An 18,241-nucleotide genomic window follows, 5' to 3' on the forward strand; every position below is an offset into this window, starting at 1 on the left:
CAGGCTTTGCCAAGCGCTGCCCGGCGATGTAGGACAAAACCAGCTTGAACAAGGGAATGGGCCAATGACTCACAAACCAGGGATCGTGATTACCGGCGCATCGGGCCGCATGGGGCAGATGCTGATCAAGACGGTGCTGGAGAGCGACAAGGCCACGCTGGCGGGCGCAGTGGAACGCGAAGGCCACGCGTGGGTCGGCCGCGACGTGGGCGAGATGATAGGCGGCCAGCCGGTCGGCGTCACCGTGACCGCCGACGCGCTGGAGGCGTTTTCCAAGGCCCAGGCCGTGATCGACTTCACCGCGCCGGAGGCAACGCTGGCGTTTTCCAAGCTGGCGGCGCAGGCCCGCGCGGTGCATGTGATCGGCACCACCGGCATGAGCGATGAGCAGATTGCCCAGCTGGAACCGGCATCGCGCCACGCGGTGATCATCCGCGCGGGCAACATGAGCCTGGGTGTTAACCTGCTGGTGCAGCTGACCAAGAAGGTCGCCGCCGCGCTGGATGAGGATTTCGACATCGAAGTGATCGAGGCGCATCACCACCACAAGGTCGACGCGCCTTCCGGCACTGCGCTGATGCTGGGTGAAGCTGCCGCCGAGGGCCGCGGTGTGAAACTGGCGGATGTGCGCGATTCCGGTCGCGATGGCATTACCGGCGCCCGCAAGCGCGGCGACATCGGCTTCACCGCCATCCGCGGCGGCGACATCGTTGGCGAGCATGACGTGCTGTTTGCCGCTGCCGGAGAGCGGATCGTGCTTCGCCACCTGGCCACTGACCGCGCCATTTTTGCCCGCGGTGCGCTGAAGGCCGCGCTTTGGGGCCAGGACAAGGGGCCGGGCCAGTACGATATGGTGGACGTTCTGGGGCTATGATTACAGCTCGGGGGTTCCCTTGAACCCCTCAAAACCTTCAGTGGTTGAGACAACGGAAGCCTCGAAATGCGCAATCAGGGGCATGACCACTGGCTCAACCTCATCCGCCCAAACCGGGCCGCCATAGAATGCTTCTTTGATCCGTTCGCGTTCTTCCATGGTCTGGAAGGCCCGCAGCCAGTGAACCTTGTCCTGATCCTCGGTATCGCGCATAGGGCCAAAAACCAGCATTCCAGCGGCCTTCAATGCGGGACGGTTCACCGCTTCGAAAAATTGGATGAACTCTTCGCGTTTTCCGGGGTGCAGGGTGTACCTGCGGATTTCCAGGATCATGGTGTTTCAGGCTCCGGCTGCTCAGAAATCGACGGCGATGCCCTTTTTCTCCCAGTCACCGTACCGTGCCGGGTCTGGGCCATCGCGGCCGCCCAGTTCCTTGGGGCGCGGCTCCTGGGCCTCAGCAGCTTTGCGGCGTTCCTCTGCCTCCGCCAGGGCGCGCAGGGCGGCGGGCGGCAGGTCTTTCTTTACAGGCGCGGTATCGTCGCTCATCGCGGGTTCCTTTATGCTCTGCCCATGATATACGCCCCTGTCCCGCGCAAACAAGCCGCGCCTTTTGGAGTTGCCAGATGTCCGATGCCAATCACGCCCGCCGCACCGCGGTTTACCTGCTGGATCAGGTTCTGGGAGAGGGGCGGCTATTGGCGGAATGCTATGCTGCAGGGGCTTTGGAGAAGCTGGTGCCGGAAGACCGTGCGCGGGCGCAGAGGCTGGCATCGGAAACCCTGCGGAGCCTGGAACGCGCTGACCGGATTCTGAAGAAACATCTGAAGAAGTCACCGCCGCTGACGGTGATGAACGCCTTGCGGCTGGGCACGGTGGAACTGTGCTCCGGCGGTGCGGCGCACGGGGTGGTGAATGCAATGGTGGCGATTGTCTCCAAACACCGCCGTCACGGGCAGCTCAAGGGGCTGGTCAATGCGGTGCTGCGCAAAGTGGCAGAAGACGGCCCGGCGGAGTGGGCAAAACTGCGCACCCCGCGCCTGCCGAACTGGCTGCGCAAACCCCTGGTGCAGGCCTGGGGTGCTGAGGCGATGCTGGCGATGGAGGCCGCGCATAGCGCTGGCGCGCCGCTGGACATTACCGGAAAGCCGGATTCTGATCTGAGCGCGCTTGGCGGAGAGATACTGCCCACCGGGTCGGTGCGGCTTGCTAATGCCGGGCAGGTATCTTCGCTGCCCGGTTTCGGGTCCGGCGGCTGGTGGGTGCAGGATGCAGCTGCTGCGCTGCCCGCCCGCATTCTGAACGTCCAGCCCGGAGAGCAGGTACTTGAGCTCTGTGCCGCACCGGGGGGCAAGACCATGCAGATGGCCGCCGCAGGTGCCAGGGTGACAGCGGTGGATGTCTCGGAAGGCCGCATTGCCCGGCTCAGGGAAAACTTGGAGCGCACCGGGCTGCAGGCGGAGCTGATTACCGGCGACGCGCTGGAGCAGACCGGCCAGTATGATGCCGTGCTGCTGGACGCGCCCTGTTCCGCCACTGGCACCATCCGCCGCCATCCCGACCTGCCGCATGCGAAGGACGGCAGTGAGTTTGGTCAGCTCATCGAGCTTCAGGCGCAGATGCTGGCCCATGCCTGGACATTGGTGAAACCCGGCGGGCGGCTGATGTTCTGCACCTGCTCGCTGCTGCCGGATGAGGGCGAATGCCAGGTCGAGGAGGCGCTGGAGATGTTCCCGGACATGGAAGCCGACCGCGCGGCGCTGAGGGTGCCGGGTGTGGAGCCCGATTGGATAACCGAGGAAGGCGGCCTGCGCCTGCGCCCGGATTACTGGCCTGACCGCGGCGGCATGGACGGCTTCTATATGGCCCTTTTGCGCAAATCCGCGTGACCCCTGGGCGTTCCCGGCATTCGCCGGTGACTTGAGCCGCACCTCGGGTTATGCTCGCGCCAAAACGCCCCGGTTAAAATACGGCGTGAGGCAACAGAGCATGTCCACTTATGACAGAATGGCAGGCCGCGGCACCCGCCTGCTGAACCGCTATTACGCCTGGCGGGCGCGCAGCCAGCCTGCGGCGACCGGTTTCGTCTCGCAGCCCGAACCGCGCACCATCGGCAGTTATGCCCGGGGGCGCCAGCTGGTGGCGGGCAACCTGCTGTTTGCCGGCTATCTGGTCGAATCGCCGGATACCGGGCTGTGGGAGGTTGCGGCGCCTGACGCTGCCTTTGACGCGGAGCGGCATGGGTTTGCCTGGCTCGACGATCTGGCGGCTGTTGGGGATTTCAAGGCCCGGTTGAAGGCGCAGAAATGGGTCTGGGGCTGGATTGCGCAGCACGGGCGCGGCAGCGGTTTGGCCTGGCTGCCGGACCTGACCGGGCGGCGGGTGATCCGCTGGATCAACCACGCGCTGTTCCTGCTGAGCGGCAAGGAAAAGGACGAGACCGAAGCCTTCTATGGCTCCCTGGCGCAGCAGACCTGGTATCTGGCGCAACGCTGGCAGGGGGCTGCGCCCGGCCTGCCACGGTTCGAAGCGCTGTGCGGGCTGATCTATGCGGGCCTTTCCTTGCAAGGCCGCGAGGAACTGGCCGATCCGGCGGTCAAGGCGCTGGCGGCGGAATGCGACTCCCAAATCGACGAACAGGGCGGCTTGCCGACCCGCAACCCGGAAGAACTACTGGAGGTGTTCACCCTTCTGACCTGGGCCGCCGCTGCTTTGCATGAGGCAGGGCGAATGGTGCCGCCCGCCCATATCGCCGCCATTGAACGGATTGCGCCTACCTTGCGCACCCTGCGCCACAGCGACGGCGGACTGGCACGGTTCCACGGCGGCGGCCGCGGGCTGGAGGGACGGCTGGACCATTCGCTGGCTGCCAGCCACGTGGCCGAGCGGCACGCAGACGGGCTGGCGATGGGTTTTGCCCGGCTGTCGGCGCGGCGCACCTCGGTGATCGTGGACGCCTCGGCGCCGCCCAAGGGCAAAGCCTCCTATAACGGCCATGCCTCGACCCTGGCGTTTGAGCTGACTTCGGGGCGGCGCCCGCTAGTCGTGAACTGCGGTTCGGGCGAATCCTTTGGGGTGGAGTGGCGCCGCGCCGGGCGGGCGACGCCGTCGCACAGCACGTTGTGCATCGAAGGCCATTCCAGCGCCCGGCTGTCGGCGCCGCAGAAAACCACCGGCCATGAAGAGCTGATCGAAGCGCCGGACGACGTGCCCTTGGACATCATGGACCTGTCCGACGGTTTCCGGTTTCAGGGCGGCCACAATGGTTATGCCGCGCATTTCGGCCTGACCCATGCCCGCACCCTTGATCTGTCCTTTGACGGCCGCGCCCTGGCCGGAGAGGACATGCTGCTGGCGCTGGAAGACGCGGCCAAGGCCCGCTTTGACAAGGCCAGCAGCAGCAACCCGGATGGCGGAGTCAGCTTTGATATCCGCCTGCATCTGCACCCTGAAGTCGATGCAACCCTTGACTTGGGCGGCGCAGCAGTATCCATGGCGCTTAAGAGCGGGGAAATCTGGGTGTTCCGTCATGACGGCGCCTGCCATCTGCGGCTGGAGCCAAGCGTTTTCCTGGAAAAGACCCGCTTGAAGCCGCGTGCGGCAAAGCAGATCGTTTTATCCGGGCGGGCGATGGGATATGCCACCCGCGTCCGGTGGACGCTCAGCAAAGCGCAGGAGACTGCCATTGCCGTGCGAGACCTGAACCGGGACGAACCCGAGACGTTTGACTGAGCCTTTAAAAGGACCTGCCCTGCCATGACCGACCTTCACCCCGTACGCCGTGCGCTGCTTTCCGTATCCGATAAGACCGGCCTGATCGAGCTGGGCCAGGCGCTGGCCGCGCGCGGTGTCGAGCTGCTCTCGACCGGCGGTTCCGCCAAGGCGCTGCGTGATGCCGGCCTGACGGTCAAAGACGTCTCCGAAGTGACAGGTTTTCCGGAAATGATGGACGGCCGCGTCAAAACCCTGCACCCGATGGTGCATGGCGGCCTGCTGGCGCTGCGCGACAATGACACCCACGTCGCCGCGATGAACGAGCATGGCATCGGCGCCATCGACCTGCTGGTCGTGAATCTTTACCCGTTTGAGGCCACCGTGGCCAAAGGCGCGGACTACGATACTTGCATCGAGAACATCGACATTGGCGGCCCGGCGATGATCCGCGCGGCGGCCAAGAACCATGCCTTTGTGAACGTGGTCGTGGATGTCGAGGATTACGAGAAACTGCTGGGCGACATGGACCAGCACGACGGCGCGACCTGCCCGCGGTTCCGCCGCAAGCTGGCGCAGAAGGCCTATGCCCGCACGGCCGCCTATGACGCTGCTGTGTCCAACTGGCTGGCGGGCGAGCTGGAACTGCAAGCGCCCAAGCGCCGCGCCTTTGCCGGCGAGCTGAAGCAGACCCTGCGCTATGGCGAAAACAGCCACCAGACCGCGGCCTTCTACACCGACGGCTCCAACCGTCCTGGCGTGGCCACCGCTGTGCAGCTGCAGGGCAAGGAACTGAGCTACAACAACATCAACGACACCGATGCGGCTTATGAGCTGGTGGCGGAATTCGATCCGGCCGAAAGCCCCGCAGTTGCGATCATCAAACACGCCAACCCCTGCGGCGTCGCCAAGGGCGCAACCCTGGCAGAAGCCTATCAGAAGGCGTTTGACTGCGACCGTACCTCGGCCTTCGGCGGTATCGTGGCGCTGAACCAGCCGCTGGACGCGGACACCGCTGCCAAGATCACCGAGATCTTCACCGAGGTGGTGATCGCGCCGGGGGCGTCTGATGAAGCCAAGGAAATCTTTGCCGCCAAGAAGAACCTGCGCCTGCTGCTGACCGACAGCCTGCCGGATCCGCGCAAGCCCATCGTGGCCTACAAGCAGGTGGCCGGCGGTATGCTGGTGCAGGACAAGGACGTCGGCTATGTCGGCATGGACGACCTGAAAGTGGTGACCGAGAAGGCGCCGTCCGACGCCCAGATGCAGGACCTGCTGTTTGCCTGGAAAGTCGCCAAGCACGTCAAGTCCAATGCCATCGTTTATGTGAAGGACAACGCAACTGTCGGCGTCGGTGCTGGCCAGATGAGCCGTCTTGACAGCGCCAATGTCGCTGCCGCCAAGGCCGGCCGCATGGCCGCGGAACTGGGTTTGGAAGAAAGCCTCGCCAAGGGCTGCGCCGTGGCTTCGGATGCGTTTTTCCCCTTCGCGGATGGCCTGCTGGAAGCAGCCGCCGCGGGCGGTGCCTGCGTGATCCAGCCGGGCGGCTCGATGCGCGATGACGAGGTGATCAAGGCGGCCAACGAGAAAGGCCTCGCCATGGTCTTCACCGGCATGCGCCACTTCCGCCACTAAGCAGGGCAGCTAAAACATGGCAGCACGTTGGATGATCTGGGGCGCGGTCCTCTCCTTCCTGGCGGATCAGGCCAGCAAATACCTGGTGGTCCACTGGATGGGGCTGGATCAGCGCCACCGGATCGACGTGCTGCCGCCGTTCCTCAATTTCCGCTACGGAGAGAACACCGGCATCAATTTCGGCCTGTTCGGCGGCGGCGACGAAGCGTCGCGCTGGATCCTGATCGGGCTGTCAGTGGCGATCTGTATTGCCGTGGCTGTGTGGATCCTTCGGGCGCAAAAAGCGTCATGGGGCATGCAGCTGTCCGCCGGGCTGGTGATCGGCGGCGCGCTGGGCAATGTCGCGGACCGGCTTTTGTACGGCTATGTGCTGGATTTCCTCAACACATCCTGCTGCGGCATCCAGAACCCGTTTGTGTTCAATGTCGCGGATATCTTCATCTTTGGCGGTGCGGCCGGGCTTATCTTCTTTGACGGGCGCAGCAAAAAGCCTGCGTAGACCTTGCCGGGCAATTGCGTTACAAGCGCTGGGAAACAGGCAGGAGTTTGGGGCAATGCGGATCCCGTTCGGAGTGATCGTTCTGGCTGGCGCGCTGGCAGTGTCTGGCTGCGCGCAAAAAGGGCTGCGCGTGCTTCAGAAGCCGGGGACCGGTCCGGATGAGTTTCTGGTCCTTCCGGGCAAGCCGCTGAGCACGCCGGAAAGCTATGCCTCGCTTCCCGTGCCGACTCCGGGCGGCAGCAACCTGACTGATCCCAATCCGCAGGCTGATGCGGTTGCCGCGCTGGGCGGAAAGCCGGGCGCCCTGGTGCCCGCAACCGGTGTGCCGTCAGGCGATGCGGCGCTGGTCACCGCCTCCAGCCGCTATGGTGTGGAACCGGGCGTGCGCGAGACGCTGGCGTCGGAGGATGCAAAGTTCCGTCACCGCAACCGCCATCTGGGACGGATCAAGATCGTGCCTGTGGACCGCTACGAGCAGCTGTACCGCAAGCAGAGCATTGATCCCTTTGCCGTCAGCGACCAGTTCCGCAAGGCGGGCGCGGCCACGCCCTCTTCACCGCCTGAAGAAGAATCCTGATCTCTCACTTTTCTGCCAGCCGGCCTTGCAAGACGCCGGCGGCAACGTAGGTTGACAGCAGTCTTTCTGCTGGCAATGGACGGCGAATTGTGGCTGCATTGATCAAAATGAACAAAAGAGCAGTAAACGCACCGTGCCGGGCGATGGCAGAGGTGCAGAATTTGGAGGATGCCAGATGATCCAGAGGATCACATTGGCCGCCGCAGCGTTGAGCGCTGCCTTGTCCGTCCCGGCACGGGCTGAAGATGAGGCGGTGACCGCGTTCACCTTGGACAATGGCATGGATGTGGTGGTGATCGAGGATCACCGCGTCCCGGTCGTGCAGCAGATGGTCTGGTACCGGGCCGGCTCCGCGGATGAGCCGCCGGGCCAGTCCGGCGTAGCCCATTTCCTCGAGCATCTCCTCTTCAAGGGCACCGACAAGCTGGCTCCGGGCGAGCTGTCTGCCACCGTCCGGGCCAATGGCGGCCAGGACAACGCGTTCACCAGCTATGATTACACCGCCTATTTCCAGCGTGTTGCCGCCGACCGGCTGGAGCTGATGATGCAGATGGAAAGCGACCGGATGACCAACCTCCGGCTCAGCGAGGAGGATATTGCCACCGAGCGCGAGGTCATTCTGGAGGAGCGAAACCAGCGCACAGACAACGACCCGGTTGCGCTGTTCCGCGAGCAGCTGCAAGCGGTGCAATACCTTAATCACCGTTACGGCCAGCCGGTGATCGGCTGGCGCCACGAGATGGAAAGCCTGGACATGGAGGACGCGCTGTCCTTCTACCACACCTATTACGCACCCAATAATGCAATCCTGGTAGTGTCCGGCGATGTCCAGCCGGATGAGGTGAAGGCGCTGGCTGAACAGTACTACGGCGTGATCCCTGCCAATCCGGACCTGCCGGAACGCTTCCGCAGCCAGGAGCCGCCGCAGACCGCCGCGCGCCGTGTGACGTTCGAAGATCCGCGCGTGGCGCAGCCCTATGTGCAGCGCTCCTATTTGGCACCGGAGCGTGACAGCGGCGACCAGCAAAAGGCCGCGGCGCTTTACCTGCTGGCGGAGCTTCTGGGTGGCGGCAACACCTCTTATCTGGCAAACGCGCTGCAATTTGACCAGCAGGTCGCGGTCTACACGGGCGCTTTCTATTCTGGCAGCACGCTGGACGACACGTCATTCACCCTGCTGATCGTGCCTGCCGAGGGCACCAGCATGGAGCAAGCTGAGGCAGCTCTGGACTCAACCATCGCCCGGTTCCTGGAGGAGGGCGTGGACGAGGCCCAGCTGGAGCGGATCAAGCTGCAATTGCGCGCCGCTGAAATCTACGACCGCGACAACGTGAACGGCATTGCCAACCGCTACGGCCAGGCGCTCAGCATCGGGCTGACGGTGAAGGATGTGCAGGACTGGCCGAAGATCCTGCAATCGGTGACCGCGGATGAGATCATCGCCGCCGCAAATGAGGTCTTGCGGCCGCAAACATCAGTCACGGGCTGGATGACGCGCAGCCAGGAGGTGACCCAATGACTGTGCTGAAATTTCTTGCCGCTGCTCTGACAGCCTGGTTTCTGGTGCTGCCGGCCTGGGCCGGGATCAAAATTCAGGAAGTGACCTCGCCCGGCGGCATCACAGCCTGGCTGGTGGAGGATCACGCGATCCCTTTCTCTGCCCTTGAACTGCGTTTCCGCGGAGGCACGTCCCTGGATGCGCCCGGAAAGCGGGGCGGGGTCTATTTGATGACAGGCTTGCTGGAGGAGGGCTCCGGCGACCTGCGCGCGCAGGACTATGCACGGGCACTGCAGTCTCTGGCGGCGGAGTTCAGCTATGACGCCGACAAGGATTCGGTGTCCATATCCGCCCGCTTTCTGACCGAAAACCGTGCGGATGCGGTGGCGCTGCTGCGTCAGACTCTGTTTGAACCGCGGTTCGACCAGGATGCGCTGGACCGAGTGCGGGCGCAGGTGCTGGCGGGACTGCGCTCCGATGCCAAGAACCCAAACAATATCGCCGGCTTGGCCTTCGCCAAAATGGCCTATGGCGATCACCCCTATGGCAGTGACGGCAAGGGCACCTTGGAGTCGGTTGCCGCGCTCAGCCGTCAGGACATTTTCGACGCCTATGAGGCGGTGTTTGCCCGCGACAGGCTCTATGTCAGCGCTGTTGGCGACATCACCGCGGATGAGCTTGGCATCCTGCTGGACGATCTTCTGGGGGCGCTGCCGGCCAAGGGCGCGCCTATTCCCGGCCCGGCAAAGGTGAACATCGAGGGCGGGGTGACCGTGGTCGATTTCGACACGCCGCAGTCGGTGGCGCTGTTTGGCCAAAAGGGCATCAAGCGCGAGGATCCGGATTTCTTCACCGCCTATGTGATGAACCAGATCCTGGGCGGCGGCTCCTTTGAAACAAGGCTGATGACGGAAGTGCGGGAGAAACGCGGGCTGACCTACGGTGTTTACTCCTACTTGGTGCCGCGTGATCTGGCGGCGGTTTACATGGGGTCTGTGGCGTCCGCCAACGGCAAGATGGCAGAGGCGGTGGAAGTGATCCGCAACGAATGGCGCCGCATGGCCGAGGAGGGCGTGACCGAAAAAGAGCTGAAGGACGCCCAAACCTATCTGACCGGTGCCTACCCGCTGCGCTTTGACGGCAACAGCCGCATTGCCTCGATCCTTTCGGGAATGCAGATGGACAATCTGCCTGTCAGCTATGTGGAGACCCGCAAAGACCGCATTAACGCCGTCACACTGGAAGATGTGAAGCGTTTTGCGGCGGAGTTCCTGGACCCCGACGGGCTGCATTTCACAATTGCGGGCCGCCCGGAAGGCCTGGAAACCACCAATTGACCCGGGGCAGGCGCGGTTTCGCCGTCCGCCTGCAGCCTAACCACAGCGTGCCGCCGCCCACTGCGGCGGCGCGCTGCCGCTTTCCCTTTCATTTTGCCTGAAACTCCTGTATGGGCGGGCCTGTCTGAGACGATGTGCCAAGGCCCCGGCACGCGAAAGAAAGATAGATGGGGCCGGCGGCAATGGGGCCGCCACGCAAACGGGAGACCCGGAGGGCCGGGAGTGCTCCCAATTAGGATACGCTAGATGTTTAACGTCACCAAAAAATCGATGCAGTGGGGCGAAGAGACGCTCACACTGGAAACCGGTAAGGTTGCCCGCCAGGCTGATGGCTCCGTGATTGCCACGCTGGGCGAAACCTCGGTCATGGCCAACGTGACCTTTGCCCGTCAGCAGAAGCCCGGCCAGGACTTCTTCCCGCTGACCGTGCACTACCAGGAAAAATACTATGCTGCGGGCAAGGTGCCCGGCGGCTTCTTCAAGCGCGAAGCGCGCCCGACCGAAAAAGAAACCCTGACCGCGCGTCTGATCGACCGTCCGATCCGCCCGCTGTTCGTCCCCGGCTTCAAGAACGAAGTGCTGGTGATGTGCACCGTGCTGAGCCACGACCTGGTCAACGACCCGGACATCGTCGCAATGATCGCGGCATCCGCTGCCCTGACCATCTCCGGCGCGCCGTTCATGGGCCCGATCGCCGGTGCCCGCGTCGGCTTTGTTGATGGCGAATACGTTCTGAACCCGACCGTCGACGACATGCAGGATCTGCGCCTCAACCCCGAGCAGCGCCTGGACCTGGTTGTGGCCGGCACCAAGAACGCCGTGATGATGGTGGAATCGGAAGCTTACGAGCTGACCGAGGCCGAAATGCTGGGCGCGGTGAACTTTGCGCATGAGCAGATCCAGCCGGTGATCGACCTGATCATCTCGCTGGCCGAAGAAGCCGCCAAAGAACCTTTCGACTTCGAGGCGCCGGACTACTCCGAGCTGTATGAGGCGGTCAAGGCGGCGGGCGAAACCGACATGCGCGCGGCCTTTGCGATCACCGACAAGCAGGAGCGCACCGCCGCTGTTGCCGCTGCCCGCGAGACCATCAAGGCCGCCCTGTCCGAAGAGCAGCTGGAAGATGCCAACCTGGGTTCCGCACTGAAGAAGCTGGAAGCCGGCATCCTGCGCGGCGACGTGGTGAAAACCGGCAAGCGGATCGACGGCCGCAAGACCGACGAAATCCGCGATATCGTGGCTGAAACCGGCATGCTGCCGCGGACCCACGGCTCGGCGCTGTTCACCCGCGGTGAAACCCAGGGCCTGGTCGTGACCACGCTGGGCACCGGCGACGACGAGCAGTTCATCGACGCGCTGCACGGCAACTTCAAATCGAACTTCCTGCTGCACTACAACTTCCCGCCGTACTCGGTCGGTGAAGTGGGCCGTGTCGGCTCCCCGGGCCGCCGCGAAATCGGCCACGGCAAGCTGGCCTGGCGTGCGCTGCAGGCGGTTCTGCCCGCGGCAACCGACTTCCCCTACACCATCCGCGTTGTCTCCGAGATCACCGAATCGAATGGTTCGTCCTCGATGGCATCCGTCTGCGGCGGCTCGCTGTCGATGATGGACGCAGGTGTTCCGCTGAAGGCGCCGGTGGCCGGCGTTGCCATGGGCCTTATCCTGGAAGACGACGGTTCCTACGCGATCCTGTCCGACATCCTGGGTGACGAAGACCACCTGGGCGACATGGACTTCAAGGTGGCAGGCACCGAAAACGGCATCACCTCGCTGCAGATGGACATCAAGGTCGCCGGCATCACCCCGGAGATCATGGAGAAAGCCCTGGCCCAGGCCAAGGACGGCCGCCTGCACATCCTTGGCGAGATGGGTAAAGCCCTGACCGAAGCTTCCGAGTTCTCGGTTCACGCGCCGCGCATCGAGACCATGCAGATCCCGACCGACAAGATCCGCGAAGTGATCGGTTCCGGCGGCAAGGTGATCCGCGAGATCGTCGAAGTGTCCGGTGCCAAAGTCGACATCAACGACGACGGCGTGATCAAGATTGCCAGCCCGAACGGCGAAGCCATCAAGAAGGCCTATGACATGATCTATTCGATCGTGGCAGAGCCGGAAGAGGGCGCCATCTACACCGGCAAGGTCGTGAAGATCGTCGACTTCGGCGCTTTCGTGAACTTCTTCGGTAAGCGTGACGGCCTGGTGCACGTCTCCCAGATCGAAAACCGCCGCCTGAACCACCCTTCGGACGTTCTGAAGGAAGGCCAGGAAGTGAAGGTGAAACTGCTGGGCTTCGACGACCGCGGCAAGGTCCGCCTGTCGATGAAGGTTGTCGACCAGGAAACCGGCGAGGAAGTCCAGCCGGAGAAAAAAGAAAAGGCCCAAGCCGAGGATTAATCTCCGGCGGCAGGCACAAGAAAGCCCCGGCATTCAGCCGGGGCTTTTTCTTTGGGGTAAAGGCTTTTCAGATCAGCGGCGTTCGTGCGTGCCGCGCAGCCAGGTCAGCCGCATCTGTTCGGCGATCATGGCCAGCCGCAGCCGGTAGGCACAGCCCCAGACCTGAAAAACCTGCCGGGAGCTCAGTTCAGGATCCTTGATGGCTCGCCGAAGGAGCTTGGTGGGAGGGATGATTTTCTTGATTGGCGGAATGTAGTAGCGGAACCGGAAGTTTCCGGCGCTGCGGATTTTTGCACCCAGAATACGCCGGGCTTTTGTCGCCAGCGCATCAAAACTCTCACGGGCAGGGTGCCCGACAATCACGTCCGGCGTATAAATCAGTTCAAGTCCGTTGGCTTGCGCCCGCCTGCTCCATTCCATGTCGCCGCCGGACAGCGCTTCGCCATCGAACAATCCGACCTTCTCAAATGCTGCCCGCCGCACAAAGACGTTGGCAGTGGCAGCCCGGCCTTGGCGTGCATAACGCTCCTGCTGCAAGCAGGTCAGCCGGTCGTAGATTTCGGGCACGGTCCAGTCCGAACCGGCGGGCTCCAGCTCAACCGCGCCAGAAAAACGCAGGATGCCGGGATGCTCCTTGAACGTGCGCAGCCCGTTTTCGATGTAGCTGCGCCTGGGTGTGCAGTCAGCATCGGTAAAGAACAGCAGGTCGGTCTGTGCCTCGGCAATTCCTGCATTCCGGGCCGCATACGAGCCTGGCTTCGGCTCCCAGATGACGCGTGCGTTTTGCGGAAGAACAAGATCCTCCGGAACATCGTCATATTCCGCGTTGTTGACGACAATGATCTCGAAAGCCGATGGCTCTGCTGTCTGATCAGCGAGATGATCAAGGCAACGCTGCAGCACTGACCAGCTATGGTAGGTCGGAATGATAACGGATGCGGTGAGACTCAACAGACTGCCCTATCTACAGGTGTCCCGGCGGTGCCGGTTGCGCGGCGAACGTATAGCCATTATTGCTGCCCCATGTCCATATCGGCCCCCTTCAGAATCACGGTTGCTGCGCTGACGCGGCAACGGCCTGCCATGCTTGCGGCGCTCGTCCGCAGCTGGGGTGAAATGGATATCCCCGAAGGCTGCGAAGTCCGCTGTCTTGTTGTCGAGAACGACACTGTTCCCTGCAGCGAGTCCGTGGTCCAAGAAGCCGGGTCTATGCCTAACGGTGTTGCGCTTGACTATGTTCTGGAAACAGAACTGGGTATCCCCTTCGGCCGCAACCGTGCGGCAAAGGAAGCAATCGCCAACGGGTCGGACATTTTGGCGTTTGTGGACGACGATGAGACAGTGGCGCAGGACTGGCTGGTGCGGCTGACCGAAGGGTTCCGCGCTAGCGGCGCGATGCTGGCCGGCGCGCCGCTTCGGGCCGCTCCGGTTCATGAGGGCGCCAGCCTCGTGCAGCGCCTGATGCACGCAAATATTGCCAACCGTTATTTGCGGAAAGAGAACCGGGCAGCCCGGAAAGCCAGCCTGCAGGACTCCGGCCCTGTAACCACGGTGACGAACAATTGGATGGCTGATCTTCGGCTGTTCACGGAACACGGCCTTTGGTTTGACGAAGCGATGCGAATGACAGGCGGCACCGACGCGAAGTTCCACGCCGAAACGCGGGCCAAAGGGCTTCCCGTCGGCTGGGTCAAGGACGCCTTCGTTTATGAAGAAATTCCGCAGCAGCGCCTGTCGTTCTGGTATCAGGCCCTGCGGGCGCGCGATCAGGTAAACACCAACTTGCGGCGGAAATTTGATGAAAGCTTTGGCACTGGCCTAGCGCGGATGATGGCGCTTCCGCTAAAAGCGCTTCTTCTGGTCGGGTTGCTTCTTGTTCTGCCGTTCCAGCCGCAGCAGCGTCTAATGGACGTGGCGCGCACACTTGGCTGGGTGCTGGGAGCCTTGGGCATTCTGGTTGGATACCGTTCGGAGCTGTATCACAAGGTGACGGGCACCTGATAAGCCGTCACAGGCATTGGCGAAGCTTTCGGACAGGCGCAGTTCATATCGGTCTTGCCGCACTGCAGTTTCTGGAGAGTTGAGCGCCGTACCAGCGCTATAAGCACTGCCCGGCAGCGTGCATCCAGTCTGCATGCGGAAAGTGCGGGCGCAGAGAATAGCGCCCGCATTGTGTCTGCAAGGAAAAGCTTTATTCCGGCGCCTTCACTTTGCGCAGGTAAGGGAAGATCGTCTCGAACTCGCCAAATTTCTCTTTGGCTTCCTCGTTGGAAACCGCAGGCGGAATAATCACGTCCTCGCCCGGAACCCAGTTCGCGGGGGTGGCAACGCCCTTGGCGGTCATCTGCAGCCCGTCCAGTGCCCGCAGAATCTCTGCAAAGTTGCGGCCCACGGTCATCGGATAGGTCATCGACAGTTTCAGCTGCTTGTCCGGGCCGATGATGAAGACCGAGCGCACGGTGGCGCTGTCGGCCGGGGTGCGGCCGTCGGGCAGATAGGCCTCGGCCGGCAGCATGTCGAACGCTTTGGATACCGTCAGCCCGTCGTCGGCAATGATCGGGAAGCCAGGTGCGGCCTTGCCGTATTCCTCGATGTCTTTTTTCCACTTGCGGTGATCTTCGGCGCTGTCGACAGAGACGCCGATCACCTTGGTGTTGCGCTTGGCCCATTCGTCGCCCAGCTGCGCGACGGCCGAGAATTCGGTGGTGCAGACCGGGGTGAAATCCTTGGGATGGGAGAACAGAATCGCCCAGCTGTCGCCGATCCAGTCATGGAAGGTAATCGTGCCCTGATCCGTTTCCGCGGTAAAATCCGGGACCGTGTCGTTAATGCGCAAACCCATGGCGGTATCTCCTTGTCGGTTAAGTATTGAGTCGTTTTGACTGTTATCTAAGTACTCTAACGCAACGAAAAAGCCGACGTGCAAGTAAAGCGCAAAATATCATTGCTTCCCGTGTCGGCAGCCGCCTGCTGCTGCTGCGGATAGGCATTGACAGTGCCCGCAATAATTTGATCAAATTATGCAGCAAACACCCTTGCCCACTCTGAGGTGCAGTGACAGAGTGGCCGCAAAACCGGCAAGCCGGTGCCAGACATCCATCTGAATCGGGAGTTCCCAGATGATCGAGAAACGCGACTTTTATATCAACGGCCATTGGGTCGCCCCCTCTGCAGCCAACGATTTCGAGGTGATCAATCCTTCGACTGAAGAACCCTGCGCAGTGATCTCGCTGGGATCCGAGGCCGACACCAACGCTGCCGTGGCCGCGGCCAAGGCGGCGCTGCCGGGCTGGATGGCGACCCCGGTGGAGGAGCGCATCGCGCTGGTGGAGAAACTGATCGACGTCTACGAAGCCCGCGCCGAAGACCTCGCCCAGGCGATGTCGCTGGAAATGGGCGCGCCCATCGACATGTCGCGCACCTCGCAGGTGGGTGCAGGCAGCTGGCACCTGCGCAACTTCATCACCGCGGCCAAGGAGTTTCCGTTTGACGCGCCGCTGAACGACCGCAGCCCCAACGACCGCATCATTCATGAGGCAGTGGGCGTTTGCGCTCTGATCACGCCTTGGAACTGGCCGATGAACCAGGTGACGCTCAAGGTTGGCGCTGCGGCAGTGGCCGGCTGCACCATGGTGCTGAAGCCGTCGGAGCAGAGCCCGCTCAATGCGATGATCTTTGCCGAGCTTATGGACGAGGCCGGCTTCCCGGCGGGTGTGTTCAATCTGGTGAATGGCGACGGCGCGGGCGTTGGCTCGCAGCTGACCACCCACCCGGATGTGGACATGATCTCCTTCACCGGCTCCACCCGCGCGGGCATCGCGATCACCCAGGCAGCGGCGCCGACCCTCAAGAAGGTGGATCTGGAGCTGGGCGGCAAAGGTGCCAACGTGATCTTTGACGACGCCGACGAGAAGGCTGTGAAGCGCGGCGTGCTGCACATGATGCAGAACACCGGCCAGAGCTGCAACGCGCCCAGCCGCATGCTGGTGCAGAACAGCATCTATGATCGCGTGGTTGCTGAGGCCGCGGAAGTGGCCGCCAAGGTCGAGGTCGGCCCGGCAGATCAGCAGGGCCGCCATATAGGCCCGGTCGTGAATGAGATGCAGTGGAACAAGATCCAGGACCTGATCCAGAAGGGTATCGACGAAGGCGCCAAGCTGGTGGCCGGCGGCACCGGCCGTCCGGATGGCCTGAACAAGGGCTATTATGTGAAGCCCACCGTCTTTGCCGATGTGAACAACCAGATGACCATCGCGCGCGAGGAAATCTTTGGTCCGGTGCTGTCGATAATTCCTTTCGAGACAGAGGAAGAAGCGATCGAGATCGCCAATGACACGCCCTACGGGCTCACCAACTATGTGCAGACCCAGGACGGCGCCCGCGCCAATCGTATGGCCCGTGCGCTGCGGTCCGGCATGGTGGAGATGAACGGTAAGTCCCGCTCGGCAGGCTCGCCCTTTGGCGGCATGAAACAGTCCGGCAAGGGCCGTGAAGGCGGCAAATGGGGTATCGAGGACTTCCTGGAAGTAAAAGCCGTCGGTGGCTGGGCTGCCGAGTAAGCCCGCTGCTTTCGCAGTGATGGAGAGCCGCCTTTCGGGGCGGCTTTCTTATTTGTGCGGAAAGGGCCGGTGGTGCTCCGGCGCCTGCAAGGCGAAACCTGGAGTAGGTTAATAATAGGCTCTAAGCAGGAAAATGGCAGCGATGCCGGCCGCCATTGTCAGCGGCAGGCTGCGAGAAAGCATCGCCACCACCAGCGCGGTTGCGCCTGCAGCCCATTCCTGCGGCCCGCCCTGCATCAGCAGATAGGTGACAAGCGACAGGATCAGGCAGCCCGGCAGCGCCTGCAGCCCGCGCGCCCAAGGGCCGTGGTCCGGGAGACGCCGGCCCAGCAGGTAGCCCGAGAGGCGCACGGTGAATGTGGCAGCGGCAAGGCCAAGGATCAGGGGCCAGGTTTCAGTCATTGTTCAGCACTCCTGCAATTGCAGCGCCGCCCAGCCCCCCTAGGATCAGCGTCCAGGTCGGATCAAGCGGGGTGAGCAGTCCGGCCAGCAGAACGATGGCAACGGATCCGCCCCATGGCAGCAGCATGGCGCTGCCGCTCCACAGGGAGCGCAGGATGGCGATGAAGGCGGCAGTGAAGGCAAAGTCCATGCCCAAGGCGCGCGGCTCCGGCACTGCCGTGGCGAAACTCGCCCCCGCCACCGTGGCCAGCACCCAGACAGCCACCAAGCCCAATCCGCCGCCGACCAGGTACCAGTAGCCAACGCTATTGCCGCGGGCGCGCTTGGCGTGCATCAGCGCCCAGTTCTCATCCGTAGCCAGGTGCACGCCCAAGAGGATCTGCCACCATGGCCGCCCGGCAAGCTCATCCCGCAGCGAGGCGCTGATCAGCAACAGCCGCAGGTTCAGCGCGAGGCCAGCCAGCAACGCCGCACCGGCGCTCGCCCCAGCCACCAGCCGCTCCACCGCGATGATCTGAGACGAACCGGCAAAGACGATGGTCCCCATCACCCCGGTCTGCAGCCCGCTCATCTGTGCCTGCGCGGCCAGCAGGCCAAAGGCGAGCCCGTAGACTGCGACGCCGACCGCAAGCGGAAGAATGTCCTGCAGGCCGGCCATCAGCTGGCTGCGGGCACCTGGATGGGCGGTGATCTCCTGAATGGCCATTGCACGGCTCCTCTGGAAACTGGCTGAGTGTTCGTCTAGTCCGAACGTGTGG

The 18,241-nt window shown here is 63.0% G+C and carries 17 protein-coding genes; 11 read left to right on the forward strand and 6 right to left on the reverse strand.

Features of this window, described 5'->3' with window-relative positions; genetic code table 11:
* The first annotated feature begins 64 nt into the window (after nt 1-64).
* Nucleotides 65-874, forward strand: a complete 810-nt coding sequence (dapB, locus tag KUW17_RS07105; protein ID WP_222477307.1) for a 4-hydroxy-tetrahydrodipicolinate reductase — start codon at nt 65-67, stop codon at nt 872-874.
* Here dapB and KUW17_RS07110 read toward each other — a convergent pair whose 3' ends face one another.
* Nucleotides 875-1,207 (reverse strand): NIPSNAP family protein, encoded by a 333-nt coding sequence (locus KUW17_RS07110; protein WP_222477309.1) that lies wholly within the window; start codon nt 1,205-1,207, stop codon nt 875-877.
* Nucleotides 1,208-1,228: 21 nt separating this feature from the next.
* On the reverse strand, nt 1,229-1,420 hold the full coding sequence (locus tag KUW17_RS07115; RefSeq protein WP_222477312.1) for a DUF1674 domain-containing protein: 192 nt from the start codon (nt 1,418-1,420) through the stop codon (nt 1,229-1,231).
* A 77-nt stretch (nt 1,421-1,497) separates the two neighbouring features.
* On the opposite strand from KUW17_RS07115, the gene KUW17_RS07120 reads away from it, so the two are divergent.
* From KUW17_RS07120 to pnp, 8 genes are all read left to right on the forward strand, one after another.
* On the forward strand, nt 1,498-2,760 hold the full coding sequence (locus tag KUW17_RS07120; protein WP_222477314.1) for an RsmB/NOP family class I SAM-dependent RNA methyltransferase: 1,263 nt from the start codon (nt 1,498-1,500) through the stop codon (nt 2,758-2,760).
* Between the two features lie 100 nt (nt 2,761-2,860).
* Nucleotides 2,861-4,603, forward strand: a complete 1,743-nt coding sequence (locus KUW17_RS07125) for a heparinase II/III family protein (protein ID WP_222477321.1) — start codon at nt 2,861-2,863, stop codon at nt 4,601-4,603.
* 24 nt (nt 4,604-4,627) lie between these two features.
* The gene (gene purH / locus KUW17_RS07130; protein ID WP_222477322.1) at nt 4,628-6,217 is read left to right on the forward strand and encodes a bifunctional phosphoribosylaminoimidazolecarboxamide formyltransferase/IMP cyclohydrolase; all 1,590 of its coding nucleotides are present in this window, start codon (nt 4,628-4,630) and stop codon (nt 6,215-6,217) included.
* 16 nt (nt 6,218-6,233) lie between these two features.
* Nucleotides 6,234-6,716 carry a signal peptidase II gene (lspA, locus tag KUW17_RS07135; protein WP_222477323.1) on the forward strand — a complete coding sequence of 161 codons (483 nt, stop codon included), beginning with the start codon at nt 6,234-6,236 and terminating at the stop codon, nt 6,714-6,716.
* Nucleotides 6,717-6,771: 55 nt separating this feature from the next.
* Nucleotides 6,772-7,293: a DUF3035 domain-containing protein gene (locus KUW17_RS07140; RefSeq protein WP_222477324.1), complete on the forward strand. Its 522-nt coding sequence runs from the start codon at nt 6,772-6,774 to the stop codon at nt 7,291-7,293.
* A 175-nt stretch (nt 7,294-7,468) separates the two neighbouring features.
* Complete coding sequence (locus KUW17_RS07145; RefSeq protein ID WP_222477325.1) at nt 7,469-8,812, forward strand: M16 family metallopeptidase; 1,344 nt, start codon at nt 7,469-7,471, stop codon at nt 8,810-8,812.
* A complete protein-coding gene (locus tag KUW17_RS07150; protein ID WP_222477328.1) occupies nt 8,809-10,128 on the forward strand; it encodes a M16 family metallopeptidase in 1,320 nt (439 codons plus the stop codon). Before KUW17_RS07145 ends, KUW17_RS07150 begins: the two co-directional genes overlap by 4 nt.
* A 246-nt stretch (nt 10,129-10,374) precedes the next feature.
* Nucleotides 10,375-12,522, forward strand: a complete 2,148-nt coding sequence (gene pnp, locus KUW17_RS07155; RefSeq protein ID WP_222477329.1) for a polyribonucleotide nucleotidyltransferase — start codon at nt 10,375-10,377, stop codon at nt 12,520-12,522.
* A 72-nt stretch (nt 12,523-12,594) separates the two neighbouring features.
* On the opposite strand, the gene KUW17_RS07160 is transcribed toward pnp, so the two are convergent.
* Nucleotides 12,595-13,473: a glycosyltransferase family 2 protein gene (locus tag KUW17_RS07160; protein WP_261397046.1), complete on the reverse strand. Its 879-nt coding sequence runs from the start codon at nt 13,471-13,473 to the stop codon at nt 12,595-12,597.
* A 30-nt stretch (nt 13,474-13,503) separates the two neighbouring features.
* Between KUW17_RS07160 and KUW17_RS07165 the strand changes: the two genes are divergently transcribed.
* The gene (locus KUW17_RS07165; RefSeq protein ID WP_315899386.1) at nt 13,504-14,523 is read left to right on the forward strand and encodes a glycosyltransferase; all 1,020 of its coding nucleotides are present in this window, start codon (nt 13,504-13,506) and stop codon (nt 14,521-14,523) included.
* A gap of 190 nt (nt 14,524-14,713) precedes the next feature.
* Here KUW17_RS07165 and KUW17_RS07170 read toward each other — a convergent pair whose 3' ends face one another.
* Nucleotides 14,714-15,364, reverse strand: coding sequence for a peroxiredoxin (locus tag KUW17_RS07170; RefSeq protein ID WP_222477337.1), 651 nt, complete (start codon nt 15,362-15,364; stop codon nt 14,714-14,716).
* Nucleotides 15,365-15,641: 277 nt separating this feature from the next.
* Between KUW17_RS07170 and KUW17_RS07175 the strand changes: the two genes are divergently transcribed.
* Nucleotides 15,642-17,081, forward strand: a complete 1,440-nt coding sequence (locus KUW17_RS07175; RefSeq protein ID WP_222477339.1) for an aldehyde dehydrogenase family protein — start codon at nt 15,642-15,644, stop codon at nt 17,079-17,081.
* Nucleotides 17,082-17,189: 108 nt separating this feature from the next.
* On the opposite strand, the gene KUW17_RS07180 is transcribed toward KUW17_RS07175, so the two are convergent.
* Together KUW17_RS07180 and KUW17_RS07185 are read right to left on the reverse strand one after the other, a co-directional pair.
* Complete coding sequence (locus KUW17_RS07180; RefSeq protein ID WP_222477341.1) at nt 17,190-17,483, reverse strand: AzlD family protein; 294 nt, start codon at nt 17,481-17,483, stop codon at nt 17,190-17,192.
* Nucleotides 17,476-18,189, reverse strand: coding sequence for an AzlC family ABC transporter permease (locus tag KUW17_RS07185; protein WP_222477348.1), 714 nt, complete (start codon nt 18,187-18,189; stop codon nt 17,476-17,478). The genes KUW17_RS07180 and KUW17_RS07185 overlap by 8 nt, the downstream gene beginning before the upstream one ends.
* Between the last annotated feature and the right edge of the window lie 52 nt (nt 18,190-18,241).

This window comes from Leisingera aquaemixtae, assembly GCF_019801145.1.
GTDB classification, from domain to species: domain Bacteria; phylum Pseudomonadota; class Alphaproteobacteria; order Rhodobacterales; family Rhodobacteraceae; genus Leisingera; species Leisingera aquaemixtae_A.